15 protein-coding genes are annotated in these 13,074 nt (G+C 64.0%); 6 read left to right on the forward strand and 9 right to left on the reverse strand.

Annotated elements, in window-relative coordinates:
* The 6 genes from KEM63_RS01495 to rfbC all read left to right on the forward strand — a co-directional run bounded on the left by KEM63_RS01495 (position 1) and on the right by rfbC (position 4,838).
* Positions 1–477 (forward strand): MotA/TolQ/ExbB proton channel family protein, encoded by a 477-nt coding sequence (locus tag KEM63_RS01495; RefSeq protein WP_223654290.1) that lies wholly within the window; start codon positions 1–3, stop codon positions 475–477.
* Positions 455–754 (forward strand): DUF2149 domain-containing protein, encoded by a 300-nt coding sequence (locus KEM63_RS01500; protein WP_223654291.1) that lies wholly within the window; start codon positions 455–457, stop codon positions 752–754. The genes KEM63_RS01495 and KEM63_RS01500 overlap by 23 nt, the downstream gene beginning before the upstream one ends.
* A gap of 263 nt (positions 755–1,017) precedes the next feature.
* Positions 1,018–2,058 (forward strand): NAD-dependent epimerase/dehydratase family protein, encoded by a 1,041-nt coding sequence (locus KEM63_RS01505; RefSeq protein WP_223654293.1) that lies wholly within the window; start codon positions 1,018–1,020, stop codon positions 2,056–2,058.
* Between the two features lie 66 nt (positions 2,059–2,124).
* Entirely contained in the window at positions 2,125–2,901 is a 777-nt protein-coding gene (rfbF, locus tag KEM63_RS01510; RefSeq protein WP_223654294.1) for a glucose-1-phosphate cytidylyltransferase, read from the forward strand.
* 12 nt (positions 2,902–2,913) lie between these two features.
* Entirely contained in the window at positions 2,914–4,221 is a 1,308-nt protein-coding gene (locus tag KEM63_RS01515; protein WP_223654296.1) for an NAD(P)H-dependent oxidoreductase, read from the forward strand.
* A gap of 68 nt (positions 4,222–4,289) precedes the next feature.
* Positions 4,290–4,838, forward strand: a complete 549-nt coding sequence (gene rfbC, locus KEM63_RS01520; protein WP_223654298.1) for a dTDP-4-dehydrorhamnose 3,5-epimerase — start codon at positions 4,290–4,292, stop codon at positions 4,836–4,838.
* Here the strand turns inward: rfbC and KEM63_RS01525 are convergent.
* From KEM63_RS01525 to KEM63_RS01565, 9 genes are all read right to left on the reverse strand, one after another.
* On the reverse strand, positions 4,806–5,837 hold the full coding sequence (locus KEM63_RS01525) for a glycosyltransferase family 2 protein (protein ID WP_223654300.1): 1,032 nt from the start codon (positions 5,835–5,837) through the stop codon (positions 4,806–4,808). The genes rfbC and KEM63_RS01525 overlap by 33 nt on opposite strands.
* Before the next feature lie 249 nt (positions 5,838–6,086).
* On the reverse strand, positions 6,087–7,727 hold the full coding sequence (locus KEM63_RS01530; protein ID WP_341481926.1) for a complex I subunit 5 family protein: 1,641 nt from the start codon (positions 7,725–7,727) through the stop codon (positions 6,087–6,089).
* On the reverse strand, positions 7,724–9,235 hold the full coding sequence (locus KEM63_RS01535) for a proton-conducting transporter transmembrane domain-containing protein (RefSeq protein ID WP_223654302.1): 1,512 nt from the start codon (positions 9,233–9,235) through the stop codon (positions 7,724–7,726). The genes KEM63_RS01530 and KEM63_RS01535 overlap by 4 nt, the downstream gene beginning before the upstream one ends.
* On the reverse strand, positions 9,235–10,659 hold the full coding sequence (locus KEM63_RS01540) for a complex I subunit 5 family protein (RefSeq protein WP_223654304.1): 1,425 nt from the start codon (positions 10,657–10,659) through the stop codon (positions 9,235–9,237). The genes KEM63_RS01535 and KEM63_RS01540 overlap by 1 nt, the downstream gene beginning before the upstream one ends.
* A complete protein-coding gene (locus KEM63_RS01545; RefSeq protein WP_223654306.1) occupies positions 10,659–10,946 on the reverse strand; it encodes an NADH-quinone oxidoreductase subunit K in 288 nt (95 codons plus the stop codon). The genes KEM63_RS01540 and KEM63_RS01545 overlap by 1 nt, the downstream gene beginning before the upstream one ends.
* The gene (locus KEM63_RS01550; protein ID WP_223654308.1) at positions 10,943–11,854 is read right to left on the reverse strand and encodes a Na(+)/H(+) antiporter subunit B; all 912 of its coding nucleotides are present in this window, start codon (positions 11,852–11,854) and stop codon (positions 10,943–10,945) included. Before KEM63_RS01550 ends, KEM63_RS01545 begins: the two co-directional genes overlap by 4 nt.
* Positions 11,847–12,176, reverse strand: coding sequence for a cation:proton antiporter (locus KEM63_RS01555; RefSeq protein WP_223654310.1), 330 nt, complete (start codon positions 12,174–12,176; stop codon positions 11,847–11,849). Before KEM63_RS01555 ends, KEM63_RS01550 begins: the two co-directional genes overlap by 8 nt.
* Complete coding sequence (locus KEM63_RS01560) at positions 12,169–12,420, reverse strand: MrpF/PhaF family protein (RefSeq protein WP_223654312.1); 252 nt, start codon at positions 12,418–12,420, stop codon at positions 12,169–12,171. Before KEM63_RS01560 ends, KEM63_RS01555 begins: the two co-directional genes overlap by 8 nt.
* A complete protein-coding gene (locus tag KEM63_RS01565) occupies positions 12,417–12,893 on the reverse strand; it encodes a Na+/H+ antiporter subunit E (RefSeq protein ID WP_223654314.1) in 477 nt (158 codons plus the stop codon). The genes KEM63_RS01560 and KEM63_RS01565 overlap by 4 nt, the downstream gene beginning before the upstream one ends.
* Positions 12,894–13,074 lie beyond the last annotated feature (181 nt).

A 13,074-nucleotide genomic window follows, 5' to 3' on the forward strand; every position in this document is an offset into this window, starting at 1 on the left:
ATGTTCGATAGTCAGGTATTTGCCTGGTTGCACCTTCTGGTCGGCTGGCTCCTCAAGCCGGTGACCTGGGGGCTGTTCGCGCTGCTGGTGGTGGCGGTGGTCGACATAGGTATCGCGATCGGCGAGCGCTTCGGCGGCCTTGCGCGCTGGGCGCTGATGCCGGTGGAGGCCGTCGAGCGGTTGGCGCGTCGTCGCCTGGATCGTGCCGACCTGATCGGCCGTGTCGGGCCGATGCTGGGGTTGATGGGCACGTTGATTCCTCTTGGGCCGGGGCTGGCTGCGCTGGGGGACGGCAACGTGCAGATTCTCAGTGTGGCTATGCGCGTCGCCTTCGACACCACCGTGCTCGGGCTGCTGGCCGGTGTTCTCGGGTTCGCCCTGTCGCGCCTGCGTCGTCGCTGGTACGACGATCTGCTCGACGCCATGGAAGCGGCCAGACAGCAGGAGCGGAGCGATGAGCCGACGCTGGCGCTCTAGCCGCTTTGCCACCGGCGAGGATGACCCGCTCGGACCGTTGGCGAATCTGGTCGATGTGGTGCTGGTCTTCGCCTGCGGGCTGATTGCTGCGCTGGTGGCACAAACCGACCTGCTGGCGCGGCTCGAGCATTCCAGTCAGCCCGTTCCCATCGAGCGCGGTCGCGAGTTGCCACAGGTACCAGAGAGTCTCAACGGCAACAGCGGCGAAGGGCTGGAGAGTCTCGGCAAGGTCTACCGCGACCCCGACACCGGCAAGCTGATCCTGATCGGCGACTGACCGGCAAAAGCCCCTGTCGGGATCTTTCCCCCCTCTTTCCCCCTCTCTGTCACCGAGGCCTTGTACCCGGCCAGTTCATGGCGTTTCGGCAACATGCGGTGACCTTTTGCCCCGGCAGGCGGGGCACTCGTCGAATCCCCTGATGTCATTTTGCGATGAGCGGAACTTTTGCGTTTGAACCACTGCCAAATCAGGCGTTCATTCGAATTGTTTCAATCTGTTTCGTATCAACTTGTTTCCTCCCCACCGGTGCATGGAAGACCATGAAAATTCTTATTCTCGGAAATCTCGGTTATATCGGCCCCCTTGTCGCCCGCGAACTATCTCAGCGGCACCCGGATGCCATTCTCCACGGCTTCGACAACGCGTACTTCGCCCATTGTCTGACGGGCGCGACCAGCGTCCCGGAGCGGTTCCTGCATGAGCAGATGTACGGTGACGTACGCAATGTCACGGCGGACATGCTCAGAGGATACGACGCGGTAGTCCAGCTCGCTGCGGTGTCCAACGATCCGATGGGCAATCGCTTCGCCGGGGTCACGGCGGACATCAACCAGCGCTCTACCGTGGCCATCGCCCGCGCCGCAGCGGCTGCCGGCGTCAGCAACTTCGTGTTCGCCTCCAGCTGCAGCATCTATGGCGTAGCCGAGGGCGCACCGCGCACGGAGCGGGACCCGACTGCGCCGATGACCGCTTATGCGAAGTCGAAGATCGGTGCGGAGCAGGAGCTGGAGACCATCGACACCGATATGGTCATCACCTGCCTGCGCTTTGCTACCGCCTGCGGCATGTCAGATCGCCTGCGTCTCGATCTGGTGCTCAACGATTTTGTCGCCTGTGCGCTCAGCGACGGCCAGATCACCGTGCTCAGCGATGGGTCTCCGTGGCGGCCGCTGATCGATGTGGCCGACATGGCCCGTGCGATCGATTGGGCTGTCCAGCGTCCAGCTGACAACGGTGGTCGCTTTCTGCGGGTCAATACCGGCAACGACGAGCGCAACCATCAGGTCCGTGACCTGGCCAATGCCGTGGCCCAGGCCATTCCCGGCACCAGCGTCAGCATCAATACCGACGCGCCAGTCGACAGCCGCTCCTACAAGGTCGATTTCAGTCTGTTTCGCGAGCTGGCTCCCGATCATCAGCCCCAGGTCACTCTGGAGATGTCGATCGAGCAGCTGATTCGCGGTTTGAAGCGCATGAATTTCAACGATGCGCAGTTCCGCTCCTCCCCGCTGATGCGTTTGCACGTGTTGCAGGGGCACATCGAGGAAGGGCGTCTTTCGGAGGATCTGACATGGCAGTAACCAGGAACCAGCAGATGGCCAGTCCAATCTAGCCATTGAATTTGCCCAATTTAAGGAGGGGCTGATATGAAAGTTGCAATTTTTGCGGGCGGCTTCGGGACACGTTTGAGCGAAGAAACCTCGATCCGACCAAAGCCGATGGTTGAAGTGGGCAACCGCCCGATCATCTGGCACATCATGAAGATGTACGCGCAGCATGGTTTCAATGAGTTCGTCGTCCTGGGCGGTTACAAGGTCGACTATATCCGTGATTACTTCCTCAATTTCCGCGGCCAGCGCAGCGATTACACCATCGACCTGAGTACAGGCGAGGTGCAGTGGCATGACGATCTGCCGGAGAACTGGAAGATCACCGTACTCGATACCGGCGGCGACACCATGACCGGCGGGCGGCTCAGGCGCGCCCGCAAATTTCTTTCTGACGGCCCCTTTTGTCTGACCTATGGCGACGGCGTGAGCGATGTCGATATCACCGCCCTGGTACGCCAGCACCGCGAATCGAAGAAGTGGTGCACCCTGACCGCTGTAACCCAGCCGGGCCGCTACGGCGCCTTGCGGCTCAACGACGATCGCAACGAAGTGGAGGCCTTTCGTGAGAAGGGCGCGAAGGACGGCGGCCTGATCAATGGCGGGTTCTTTGTCTGCGAGCCGGAAATATTCGAGCTGATCGATGGTGATCAGACGGTCTGGGAGAACGAGCCCATGGATCGCCTGGTCGAGCGCGGCATGCTAGGCAGCTATCACCATGACGGCTTCTGGCAGAGCATGGATTCTTTGCGTGACAAGGTCGTTCTGGAAGATATCTGGGCGACCGGTGCGCCCTGGAAAACCTGGAACGACTGAGCGGAGAATCCGATGATTATCGTTGATACGGCCCTGGCACGACGCCAGTCCGAAGGCCGGCCGATTCGCGTCGGCATGGTGGGTGCCGGTTTCCAGGGAAGCGGCATCGCGCTGCAGATCATGACGGCAGTGCAGGGCATGCAGCTGTGCGCGGTTGCCAACCGCAACATCGCCAGTGCAGTAGGGGTATACGATCAGCTGGGCATCCAGCCGCAGCGCTGCGACACCCGCGCCGAACTGGAGCAGGCGATCGCCGAAGGACGCTACGCGGTCACCGAGGACGCTGTAGCCCTGGCTGGTGCGGACGGGCTGGACGCCATCATAGAGGTGACCGGCTCGATCGAATATGCCGCACACGCGGTACTGGCGGCGCTGGAGCACGGCAAGCACGTGGTACAGATGAACGCCGAACTCGATGGCACCATCGGCCCGATCCTGAAAACGCGAGCTGACTCTGCCGGCGTGATCTATACGTTCTCCGATGGCGATCAGCCGGGCGTGCAAATGAACCTGTACCGTTTTGCTGCTGGCATCGGCGTGCGTCCGGTGCTGTGCGGCAATATCAAGGGCCTGCACGACCCGTACCGCAATCCGACCACGCAGGAGGCCTTTGCCAAGCGTTGGGGTCAGAAGCCGGCGATGGTCGCCTCGTTCGCCGATGGCACCAAGATTTCCTTCGAGCAGGCGATTGTCGCCAACGGTACCGGTATGCGGGTAGCGCGGCGCGGGATGCTGGGTCCGGATTTCTCCGGCGGTGACCCGGGCGCACCGCTGGTGCCGGTCGAGGACACGGTTTCAGCCTTTGCCGAGCATATCGACCCGGCAGGGCCGGGGCTGGTGGACTACGTGGTGGGTGCTCGTCCGGGCCCCGGCGTGTTCGTGCTGGGGACCATCGAGAACGCCCGGCAGAAGCATTACCTTGAGCTCTACAAGCTCGGCAAGGGACCGTATTACTGCTTCACCACGCCCTATCACCTGTGCCATTTCGAGGTGCCCAACTCGGTCGCGCGGGCAGTGCTGTTCGCCGATCCGGTGCTCACCCCCAAGGGCGGGCCGCGCGTGGGCGTGATCGCGGTGGCTAAGAAGGATCTGCAGCCGGGTGAGGTCATCGAGGAATTTGGTGGCTACGAGGTGTACGGCGTCGCCGACAACATGGACGTGGTGCGGCGTGACCGCCTCCTGCCGGTCGGGCTTGCGCTGGGTTGTACGCTCAAACGAGCCGTGCCGAAGGACGCGCCGTTGACCTTTGACGATGTGTCCTTCCCCGAAGGGCGCCTGGTCGACCGGCTCTACGCAGAGCAGGAACAGTTGTTCGCCTGACCACTGAATGCCGGCTGCGGTCAGTGCCGCGGTCGGCAGTATTTCCCCTTGCCCATATGGAGCTGGCAATGAAGTATCACTCAACAGAATTGAAGGACGCCTGGCTGATCGAGCTGGAGCTGCGCGGCGACGACCGCGGATTTTTCGCTCGCACCATGTGCCGCGAAGAGTTCGCCGACCGGGGTATGGAAACCGAGTACGTGCAACAGAACATGTCTGTTTCGGCCTTCAAGGGCACGCTGCGCGGCATGCACTACCAGCTGCGCCCGTATGCCGAGGCCAAGCTGATCCGCTGTCTGCGCGGCGCAATCGTCGACGTTATCGTGGACATTCGAGAGGATTCGCCGACCTACCTGAAGCATCAGATGTTCGAGCTGAACGATCAGAACCGGCATCAACTGTATGTGCCGCCGGGATTCGCACATTCGTTCCAGACGCTGACCGATGATGTGGAAGTCAGCTATCTGGTGTCATCGCCCTATGCGCCAGAGCATGAACGCGGGCTGCGCTACAACGATGAGAAGCTGGGTATTTCCTGGCCGGAGACGGTGACCACCATCTCCGACAAGGACGCCGCGTGGCCGTTAATTGACGAGCATCGTCAGCCGCTCTTCTGAGCGGCGTTCGGTGGTCTGCTCGTGTGAATGGTACTGCACGGAGTCGGTCATGGTTGAGAAGTAGCGTACCGAAACGCCGAGCGTCTCGATCGGCGCGTCGGCCGCTTCGCTCATCGGGCGGAAGCGACCGCTCTCCATCAGCCCGCGAAGTACGATACTCGCCTTGTGCAACTCGCCTCGGCGCAACAGCTTGAACATCACTTTCCACTGATGCAGCTTCGCCATGATCACCCGGCGTTGTTTGTAGTACTTGCGCGCGACGAACATCTCATTGCGGATGAGATGGCGGTGGTACTCGATGCGGTTGGGGTTGCGCTCGGCAAGGATATCAATGGAGCCGCTTTCCTGGCGCAGGTGCTGCACCTTGCTGGCTCCGACCAGAAAGCCTGGCGCGTCTTCGGTGACGCGCAGGGTGTATTCGCTGTCTTCACCCCAGATGAACATCGACGCCAGCGGCAGGCCATGCTCGCGCAGGGTGGAGCGCGGCACCAGGATCGAGACGAACGTCGCGCGGCGAACAGGGACCACGCCATACTGCAGCGTCAGCGGCCAGTTCTGGTACTTGATTCGGTTGAGGCGATCGTCCAGATGCGGCGAGTTGGTCACCTGACCCTTCTCGGTGAAGGCCGTGGACAGCAGGTAGGACCGATCGATACCTTCGCGGGTCAGGACGGCATCGGCCTCTTCCAGCCGCAGCAGCGCATCGGGCTCCGGGATCACGTCATCATCCATCATCCAGACAAAGTCGGCGCCGTTCTTGTAGGCGATGCGAAAACCCGCATTGAAACCGCCCGATGCGCCGATGTTTTCCGACAGTACATACACCTTCAACAGCGGGTATTGCTGCTGCAGCAACATCTGTTCCGTGCCGTCGGTACTGGCGTTGTCAATGACGATCACGCCATCACAAGGGCGGGTCTGAGCGTAAATGGCGTCGAGACTCCGCTTGAGCAAATCCTTTCGATTGTAGGTGAGTACTACGGCGAAGATCTTGTTCATGACCAGTATTCCTTAGGTGGTTGAGGCAATCCCTTAAAGCGAAACCGTATTTCCTGTCGTACAAACGAGTAACACCCTGTTACATCTAGGATAGCCATACGCCAGCGCGGTTCCATGCGGCGTTCGAAATTTTCGACAAGCGGCAGCGACATTCGCCATGCCCTAGCACCGCCGTCTCTGCGCAGCTAGGGCCGCCGACAGGCGTCCTGATGTTCTCGATACCTCAGACTCCCGTCGGTCGGCAGCGTTTCAACTGCCGAATGTCCATCCGACCAGTAGCAGGGCCAGAATCAGCCAGCTGCTCCAGATCACAGGCTCACCGGAGAGCTGGCGGTTCAGGCGTCGTTCGATAAAGCGTAGATCGGGTTTCCATCGGCGTCGGGGGACTCCGGGCGGGCGATGCATCACCCGCTTCAGGCGCAGCGACATGGCTCTTGATGGCTCCGGCAACCGTATCGCGAATCGACCGCCCGCTCCCAGCCTGGTAGCGCCGGCCAGCAGCAGGCAGGCCAGCCCGATAGGCCACAGCATGCTCCAGCCGTACGCCCAGCCCAGACTGTAAAGCAGGGCTTCGCGCAACTCCGGCCAGGCCCATGGCAACAGGACCGGAGCCAGACAGAGCGGCGCCCAGAACAGCGCCTGTACCGGATGGATCGTGCCGTGGTCCGGTTGTTCTCGCAGCATCAGCCAGATTGCCCGCGCCGCAAGCAGCGCGGTCCCAACCGACCCGAGCGTCAGCACCACGGTCCAGCCGGCCCAGATGCTGTCGGCCAACAGGCTCTTGAGCTGGGTCTTGACCGCGCCGCCACTTGTCAGGGGCGCGCCGGCCAGTGACAGTGCGGCGATCAGCACCAGCGCGACGTATAGCGGGCCCAGCCGGCGCTGGTGCGCCAGGCCCGCCCCCATGAACAGGGCACCCTTGGTCACCCCGTGATGTACCGCATACAGCGCGAGCAGGCTGACCGCTGCGGTCTGGCTGCCGGGAGCGTTCCACGCCACGGCGATGATGATCAGCAGGTAGCCCATCTGGCTGATCGATGAATAGGCCAGCACGCTCTTCGCGCTGCGCTGTAAAAGCCCGAACACCACGCCATAAAACGCGGTGATCAGGCCGAGCCCGAACAGCACCAGCGAAGCCTGGTCGGAGGTGACTGGCTGATCCAGCGGCAGAAATCGCCAGATGCCGAGTATTCCGGCCTTGAGCATGGCGCCTGACAGCACGGCACTGGCTGCAGGTGGTGCCGCCGGATGGGCCATCGGCAACCAGACGTGCAGTGGCCAGAAACCGGCCTTTATGCCAAATCCGATGACCAGCAGGGCGGTGCCCAGATGGGAGATCGGCGCGTCCTGCAGATCGGCCAGCAGCAGGCTGCCGCCGGCGGCATCGATACGCATAAGCATGCCGGCGAAAACCAGCATCTCGCCCAGAACAGCCAGTTGCAGGTACAGGCGCCCGGCTTGCCGGGGCCCCGGCCCGGCCAGATGAGCCACCAGAGCGTAGGCAGCCAGGCTCATCATGGAGAAGCCGACATAGAACCCGGCAGCGTCCAGTGAAACGATAAGCAACAGATTACCTGACAGGGCGACCGACCAGAGCGACCAGAATCGACGCACATGCTCGCGCAATACCGGATCGTAATAGGCAAAGCCGCTGGCGCAACCCCACAGCGCTGCGGTGAACCCCAGCCAGGCGCGTCCCAGCGGGTCCTCCAGACCCCATTGGGCCCCGGGCCAGAGAATCGAGATCACCAGCGGCTCGGGGTTCAGCCAGACACACAGCAGCGCCGGCAGTACGCTGAGCCAGGCCCAGGCGGCGCTGCGCGCCCAGCGCATCTCGAGCGCACCGGCCAGCAGCGGTGCGGTGACTGCCAGGAGCCAGAGCCAACTCACAGGCCAAACTCCCGGTTGACGATCAGCTGTGCCCAGGCCAGGGGGCTGAACGAGGCGCCGGCCAACAGTCCAGCCAGCACGGCAAGCGTGGCGGTGAACAGGGTCGGCGCCAGCAGCATCCAGTGCGTCTCGCCCCATCCGGGCCGACCGTTGCCGAGGGGGCGCTCTTCGGGCCAGGTAGCTGGAGCGGGGCGGAACCACGCGCGGTACAGCAACGGCAGAAAATAGGCGGCATTTAGCAGCCCGGACAGCACCAGCACTCCGAGGGCCCAGTCTGCACCCACTTCCAGCGCGCCCAGCCCCAGGTACCATTTGCTGATGAATCCGGCCACCGGCGGCACCCCGATCATGCCCAGCGCACCGATGCTGAACGCCATCATGGTGAGCGGCATGCGCCGGCCCGAGCCGTCGAGTTCATGGATCGAGTGGATCCCCAGGGTCTCGGCCAGGTTGCCGGCGCAGTAGAACAGCGTCACCTTCATCAGGCCCTGATGCACCAGATGCGCCAGCGCGCCGACCGCTGCAATCGGGCCCAGCAGCGCCACCCCCAACAGGATGTAGGACACCTGGCTGACGGTGGAGTAGGCCAGGCGCTTTTTCAGTTCGCTCTGTTTCAGGGCCATGACCGAGCCGTAGATGATGGTGGCGGCGGATAACGCTAGCAGCGGTACGTGCAGCTGCAGGTCCTCCATCAGCTCAGGTCCGAACACGTCATACACCACGCGGATGATGCCGAAGGCGCCGGCCTTGACCACCGCAACGGCGTGCAACAGCGCGCTGACCGGTGCCGGAGCGACCATCGCTCGCGGCAGCCATCCGTGCAGCGGCACGATTGCAGCCTTGACGCCCAGTCCGGCCAGCAGCAGCGCGAAGGCGGCGATGTAGGTCGGATTTCTCGCATCGTCTGCGGTCAGGTAACCGCCGGGAACAAAGTCGGGGCTGCCTGCCTGAACATGCAGCAAGGCCACGCCGACCAGCACCAGCGCGCCGCCCGCCAGGGTGTAGGTCAGATAGATCCGGCCCGCCGCCAGTGCCTGGGGTGTGCCGCGATGCACCACCAGCGGAAAGGTTGCCAGCGTGAGCATCTCGTAGAACAGCAGAAAGGTGACCAGGTTGCCGGCCAGGGCGATCCCCACCGTCGCGCACACGCAGAGGCTGAAATAACCGAAGAATCGCGAGCGCAGCGGCGAGTCTTCCAGGTAGCCGATCGCGTAGAAGGTGGTCGCCAGCCAGAGCACCGAAGACAGTGTGATGAACTGCAGCGAGAGCGCGTCGGCCTGCAGAATCAGATCCGCCTGCGGCAGAAACGATAGCGTGAAACGGTAGAAGTATCCGGCGCTGACCCCATACAGCATCAGCCCGACCAGCAACAGCTTTAGCAGCACCGCACCGATGTTCAGACCCACCCGCAGGCGGACCTGATCCTCGCGCAGCGCGAAGATCAGCACGCCGGGTATCAGCGAGCTGAGCAACAGCAGCAGCGGCAGCAGCTCTGTCCAGGTGTCCATCAGTTGCTTGCCTCGGTCAGCCAGAAAATCAGCGGCTCGCTCAGCAGTGCCATGGCCCAGACCAGCAGCGCCGGCAGCATCGCCAGCCATTGCGCGAACAGATCCGGGGCGAAGTCCGGCGGGTTGGTTTCGGCGCGGTTGAAGGTCCTGGCCAGTACGCGGAATACGTAGCCGGCCGTGGCAAGGGTGCCGAGCAGCACGCCCACGGCCCAAGGCCAGTTGCCAGGTTCGGCCAGCAAGGGCTGCAGCAGCACCCATTTGGCGATGAACCCGCCACTGGGCGGCAGTCCCACCAGACTGAAACCGGCCAGAGCGAAGGCAAAGGTGGCCACCGGCATGGTCTGCGAAGCGCCGTTGAGCGCTGACACCCGCTTGGTGCCCAGGGTGCCCTGGATTTCCCCGGCAGCCAGAAACAGGCTGACCTTGGCCAGCCCGTGTGCGAGAACGAACAGCCATAGCGCCACCGACAGTATCGCGCTGCGCCAGTGCAGCAGCAGACCGAGTGCCAGCAGTGCATAGCCGAGCTGCGCCACGGTGGAATACGCCACCAGCCGCTTGAGCCAGCCGGTACGCAGGGCAGACCAGCCACCGCCGATCAGTGCCAGTACCCCGGCGATACCGAACAGGGGTCCGATGCTGACCGCCAGTTCGGTCGGCGCGATGCGGCTCCAGACCAGCCACAGGATGAACAGCGGTCCCTTGACCACAAGCGCAGACAACAACGCACTCACCGCGGTCGGTGCACGGCTGTGGGCATCGGGCAGCCACATGTGCAGCGGCCAGAGAGCGCCCTTGGTCATCAGTCCGAGGGTGATCAGCAGCAGGGATACGCGCGTCGTCGCATCGTCTACCGTCATGCTGCCGAGCAGGCCGATATCCAGCACCCCGTAGCGGCCGTAGAGCAGCGCCACGCCGAGCAGGTAGCACAGCGAACCCGCCAGCGAGAGCAGCAGGTAACGCAGGGCGGCGCTGTACGCGTGCCGGCCGGCCAGAGCAATCATCGCGACCGCGCCGAGCCCGAGCAGCTCCAGGGTGACGTACCAGTTGAACAGGTCTCGCGAGAGCCACAGCGCCGCAAGGCTGGCGTGCAGCAGACTGGACAATGGCCAATAGTCGCTGTGACGGGTTTCGCTATGGCGGCTGCGCGCGGCATACACCGCAACCAGCATATGGATGAGCGCGGTGTAGCACAGCAGTAGCGAGCTCAGCATGCTGATCTCGAAGCGAATGCCCAGCGGAGCCGCCCAACCGCCTATGGCCAGTTGCATGGTGCCGCCCTGCACCGCCTGCTGCAGGGAGACGCCGGCGCAGAGCAGGCTCGCCAGGCTGCTGAGAATCACCCAGTAACCCGAGCGGATGCGCAGCAACAGAAGCAGCAGCGCCGTCGCCAATGGAATCGACAGGCTGCCGAGCGCTGCCAGCATCAAGGGTCCTCCTGCGTGCGGACCTGCTCGTGACCCGGCGCGGCCAGACGCAGGGCGAACGCGGTCGCGCTGACGGCTACTACCAGTCCGGTGACCACCAGGGCATGCGGCAGCGGATCACTGACATCCCCGCGCCTGGCCAGCGACACCAGCACCATGAACACGCCGCTGCCCATGATGTTGATCGCGATCAGACGGCGAATCGGATGATCCTGGCTGCACAGGCCGTGCAGGCCGATCACCCACAGCAGCAGACCCATGCCCAGATACAGCGCGGCGGCAGTCATCCGTCCATCTCCCGCTGCTCACCAATCACCAGCAGCGTCAGGGTGGTGGCGATGGACAGCGTGGCGACCAGCTCTATGGCGAGAATCAGCACGCCGGCCTGCTTCGCCGGCAGCACCAGCCAGCCGCTGCCCCAGGCCGCCGTCACCACAGCGGTGCCGAGAAACACGATTACACCGCCGCATACCAGCAGGCGAACCGGTAGGCGTGACCAGTCAGCCGGGCCGACCATCCCGGCCAGGCGCAGCACCACGGCGCAGGCCGCCAGCAGCGCGCCAGCCTGAAAAGCCCCGCCCGGCGCATGGCTGCCACGCCACAACAGGTAGCCGGCTATCACCACCCCGACCGGGGCGAGCAGGCGCGCCCAGGCGAGCAGGACCGTCCAGGCGGGCGCGAATCGCTCGGCCGCAGGTCGCAGCTGGCGCACGCCGAGCAGCGCCAGCATCAGCACCACCAGCTCGAGCAGGGTGTCCCAGCCGCGGAAGTTGAGCAGTACGGCGGTCACCGGGTGTTCGACCCCGCTGGCAGGCAGGTAATGGTCAACCAGCGCAGGCAATGCCGACCGGTAGTCCAGTACCGGCAGGGACGCGTGCAGCAGAATGGCGAGAACTGCCGTGCCAAGCAGTGCTGAGCCGATCAACCGGGCACGGGGCTGGCGACCCTGCTTCCGGGGTGTCTGGCGAGCCAGCGCGCCGAACAGCAGCACGCCGGTCAAGCCGGCGCCGATCGCAGCTTCGGCCAGGGCCAGATCCGGCGCACCGAGGCGTGCCCAGGTCAGCGCCAGCAGCAGGCCGAAGCTGATGAACAGGATTACCGCGGTATACAGGTCACGCGCGTGGATCGCCGCCACCGCCAGTACCGGCAGCAACAGACAGAGCGTGCCATCGAACAGCAGTCCCACGTCAGCCATCGGCGGGCTCTCCGCGGGTTTCGGCTGGCGCGTCCTCGCCGCTCTGTTCCTGCTGATAATGCGCGAGCAGCTGGCAGGCCGTGGCGCCGGAGCCCATGATCAGCAGCCAGATCAGCACCATGACCAGCACCTCCCGCGGGCTGTCGGCCCGCAGTGCCAGACCGGCGACCACGCAACCCAGGCCGAGCGTATCGGCCTTGGTCACCGCATGCAGGCGGCAGTACAGATCAGGAAAACGCAGCAGTCCCAGGGTGCCGGCGATAAAGAAGAAGCCGCTGGCAATCCAGAAGGGCACGCTGAGCCAGTGCCACCACTCACTCATGCCGGGCCCTGCGCAGGTACTGCACCAGTGCGGCGGATACCGCAGCGGCAAGCAGGGCGAGTACCAGCGCCGTGTCCAGCAGCGCCGGCTGTTCGAACCAGTAGGCCATGATCATCAGCAGCGCGGTGCCGGTAGTGCCGAACAACTGTATGGCCAGGAGGCGGTCGGCTCGGCTCGGCCCGCGCAGGATTCGCCATAAGCCGGCACCGATGCTCAGCAGCAGACAGAGTGCGAGTACGCTCATGGCAGGTCCTCGCCAAACAGCCGGCAGAGCGACCGCTCGAGCGCCTCTACCGATCGCTGCCAGTCCGAATGCCGATCAAGCACATGCAGCCGCAGCAGGTCAGACTGCATGCCGGTGGCCAACGTACCGGGAAGCAGCCCGACGAGGCTCGAGAGCAGCAGCCGAACCTGACGGTGACGCGAGCGCACCGGGTAATCGACCCAGCCCGGGGCGATGGGCCTGCGCGGGTGCAGTGCACGGCGAGCAACGTCCCAGCCGCCCGCGATGGCGGCCCACAGGAAACCGATGACGAATCTGGGCAGCGCGAGTGGGCGTATGGGCAGCGGCGCCAGTTGCAGGCGCACGGCGAGCGCGGCTGCAGCGATGACGCTTGGCAGCCCCAGATACCAGCCGCTATTGCCGGCCAGAAGCAGCCAGAGCGCAGCGAAGAGCGTCGCCCAGTACAAGGCTGCTAGCCATGTTGAAGATGTCATCCGGCGGACAGGCACCTGTCACTCCCATCTTGGTGTGCAATCCGACGCCGAAGACCCGACGGCCCCGGTCAACAGAGATCTATCGGAGGGATGCCGTGGCACCCGGACGCGAAACGGATCGCGTCGCTCTCCCTAGTCTAGCTGCAGACTGCACGCCCGGCGGGTTTGTTCAACCCGCACC

The sequence above is a fragment of the Halopseudomonas nanhaiensis genome, from assembly GCF_020025155.1.
GTDB classification, from domain to species: domain Bacteria; phylum Pseudomonadota; class Gammaproteobacteria; order Pseudomonadales; family Pseudomonadaceae; genus Halopseudomonas; species Halopseudomonas nanhaiensis.

Coding starts and splice junctions, on each gene's coding strand:
- KEM63_RS01495 (WP_223654290.1), top strand. CDS start 1: ATGTTCGATAGTCAGGTATTTGCCTGGTTGCACCTTCTGGTCGGCTGG.
- KEM63_RS01500 (WP_223654291.1), top strand. CDS start 455: ATGAGCCGACGCTGGCGCTCTAGCCGCTTTGCCACCGGCGAGGATGAC.
- KEM63_RS01505 (WP_223654293.1), top strand. CDS start 1,018: ATGAAAATTCTTATTCTCGGAAATCTCGGTTATATCGGCCCCCTTGTC.
- rfbF (WP_223654294.1), top strand. CDS start 2,125: ATGAAAGTTGCAATTTTTGCGGGCGGCTTCGGGACACGTTTGAGCGAA.
- KEM63_RS01515 (WP_223654296.1), top strand. CDS start 2,914: ATGATTATCGTTGATACGGCCCTGGCACGACGCCAGTCCGAAGGCCGG.
- rfbC (WP_223654298.1), top strand. CDS start 4,290: ATGAAGTATCACTCAACAGAATTGAAGGACGCCTGGCTGATCGAGCTG.
- KEM63_RS01525 (WP_223654300.1), bottom strand. CDS start 5,837: ATGAACAAGATCTTCGCCGTAGTACTCACCTACAATCGAAAGGATTTG.
- KEM63_RS01535 (WP_223654302.1), bottom strand. CDS start 9,235: ATGGACACCTGGACAGAGCTGCTGCCGCTGCTGCTGTTGCTCAGCTCG.
- KEM63_RS01540 (WP_223654304.1), bottom strand. CDS start 10,659: ATGCTGGCAGCGCTCGGCAGCCTGTCGATTCCATTGGCGACGGCGCTG.
- KEM63_RS01545 (WP_223654306.1), bottom strand. CDS start 10,946: ATGACTGCCGCCGCGCTGTATCTGGGCATGGGTCTGCTGCTGTGGGTG.
- KEM63_RS01550 (WP_223654308.1), bottom strand. CDS start 11,854: ATGGCTGACGTGGGACTGCTGTTCGATGGCACGCTCTGTCTGTTGCTG.
- KEM63_RS01555 (WP_223654310.1), bottom strand. CDS start 12,176: ATGAGTGAGTGGTGGCACTGGCTCAGCGTGCCCTTCTGGATTGCCAGC.
- KEM63_RS01560 (WP_223654312.1), bottom strand. CDS start 12,420: ATGAGCGTACTCGCACTCTGTCTGCTGCTGAGCATCGGTGCCGGCTTA.
- KEM63_RS01565 (WP_223654314.1), bottom strand. CDS start 12,893: ATGACATCTTCAACATGGCTAGCAGCCTTGTACTGGGCGACGCTCTTC.